The 2016-nt window shown below is 69.9% G+C and carries 3 protein-coding genes; all 3 read left to right on the forward strand.

Annotated features, from left to right (window positions below):
- Positions 1–590: 590 nt before the first annotated feature.
- Genes ACYQ8L_RS18380 through ACYQ8L_RS18390 form a run of 3 tightly spaced genes read left to right on the forward strand, consistent with a single transcriptional unit; the run spans position 591 to position 1938 of the window.
- Positions 591–1046 (forward strand): hypothetical protein, encoded by a 456-nt coding sequence (locus ACYQ8L_RS18380; protein WP_459943274.1) that lies wholly within the window; start codon positions 591–593, stop codon positions 1044–1046.
- 32 nt (positions 1047–1078) lie between these two features.
- Positions 1079–1564 carry a GspH/FimT family pseudopilin gene (locus tag ACYQ8L_RS18385; protein ID WP_459943275.1) on the forward strand — a complete coding sequence of 162 codons (486 nt, stop codon included), beginning with the start codon at positions 1079–1081 and terminating at the stop codon, positions 1562–1564.
- Positions 1561–1938: a type IV pilus modification PilV family protein gene (locus tag ACYQ8L_RS18390; RefSeq protein ID WP_459943276.1), complete on the forward strand. Its 378-nt coding sequence runs from the start codon at positions 1561–1563 to the stop codon at positions 1936–1938. The genes ACYQ8L_RS18385 and ACYQ8L_RS18390 overlap by 4 nt, the downstream gene beginning before the upstream one ends.
- Positions 1939–2016: the final 78 nt, after the last annotated feature.

Here is a 2016-nt window from a genome sequence, read left to right on the forward strand (position 1 = left end):
AAGTTACTTGGAAGCTCCCGTAAGGCGCGCGGGGCGCAGCCTGTTCGCGATACATTGACATGCGTAGGCGCCGGCGCGCAGGGCAAGGGGCCTCCCTCCGGCCGGGCGCGAGTGCCGGCACCCGAACCGCCGCGCAGCCCGATCTCTGGGCGGTTGATCCATCGCCTACCCGCCCAGACGCGGCGGGTTCGTGGTGCGAGCGACGGAGGTACTGCGCGGCTTTTTGCGGGGGCCGCACCCGGCTCTCCGGGAGGCCCCTTGCCCCAAGACGCGGGCGACGGGCCCGTGTCAGGCGGAAGCTCCGGTAGGCCGAGAGGCGGCCTGTTCGCGAGAACGATGACTTCCGCCCTGGCCACACGGCGGGCCGCCGCCGTCTGGACTACGGGGCTGGAGACCGCAGACCGACGACCGTGGACCGACGTTACAGAGAACACCTGCCATTTGTCTTCCGGCCACCGGCTCCTGGACAACCAGAGAAGTTGCGGTAGGGTACCGGCTCCGAACCCCCGGGCCAAGGGGCGGGTTGCAAATGTGGAGCTTTCTAGTTATAATTCAGGCACGACCCATCCCATCTCAGGAGAGAAGCGACCATGTGCCAGAGCTACCGGAAACCCTGCGTCTGCGGGCAGCGCACCGCGGAACTCTTTTTCGGCCAGATGGTGCTCGACGAGGCCTCGGTGAAGGCGGTGTACTGCCCCCAGTGCTCCGCCACGGTGGACCCCGACCCGGTGACCATGGTGGAGGACAACGGCTGGATCCTCGAACTCGACGCCGATGTGCTCCGGGCCTACGCCCCCCGGATGAACATGACCCCGGACGAGGTCACCGCGGAGAAGGTGTTCGACGGGGATTTCGTGACCTGGGTCGGGTTCAGCCCCGAGGACAACGTCCAACGGGTCCGGGAGCGGCGAAAGATCGAGGAGCAGTACGCCGGCGACCTGAAGGGCCACTTCGAGGCCCTCAAGAAATGGGCCCTCGACCGGGAACGCCGGTTCTACGCGGAGGGCTGGCGAAAGGCCCTCCGGAAAAAAGCGGCCTACGGCTAAGGCCCGAAGGGGGGGTCACCCTTCTCGAGCTGGTGCTGGCGCTGGCGATCCTGGCGCTCGCCGGGGGGGTGGCGATCCCCTACTTCCTCTCGACCCTCCCGTCCCGGCGGGTTTCCGCCGCCGCCCGCCAGGTCCTGTCGGACCTTCGCTCCGCGCGGACCCTGGCCGTGGAGCGGGGGACGCCGGTGTACGTGCGGTTCGACCCCGGGGCCAGCGCCTACCAGGTGCTTCGGGAGGCCGACGGGGCGCCCGGCCCCACGGCCGGCGACCCGGTGGAGCGGAGCGTTTCCCTCGGAAAGACCTATCGGAACGTCGTCATCGGGTCGCGGATCGCGGCGGATCCGGTGACGTTTGCGGACGACACGGCCGTGTTCCGGCCCCGGGGCACGGCCAATGGGGGTAGCGTCTACCTCCGGGCCGTGGGCCACGACGGGATCGAACGCAAGGTCACGGTGCTCTCCACAACGGGTCGGGTCCGCGCCTACGTCTGGAATCCTTCCACGGGGGAGTGGGAATGACCCTTCGCGGGTACACCCTGGTCGAGATCCTCGTGGCGATCGCCCTCTTTGCCCTGGGCGTCGCGGCCCTCCTTCCCCTGGCCGTCGCCAACCTGAGGGCCGTGGACGCGGCGGGGGTGCGCACCGAGGCCCTGGCGCTCGCCCGGGAGAAGGCGGAGGAACTCCGGGCCGTCCCGTTCGAGGAACTGGGGTCCGCGGTCCCGGGGGCCGACGCCCCGGGGGCCGGGCTCACCCGGGAGTGGGATTTCGCCTCCGCCCCGGCCTTGCCGGGGGACGGTTCGGATCTTCGGCGGATCGTGGTGCGGGTGGCCTGGGATCTTCCGGGCCGGGGAACCGGCGAGGTCGTCCTGCCGCTCGCCCGGGCACGATACTGACAAGAGGCGGGCAAGCCGATGGCTGGGGCAGGGGGCGGAAACCCGGCGCCAATAGAGGCGCGCAAGGAAATCGCGTGC

The organism is Deferrisoma palaeochoriense, assembly GCF_054656955.1.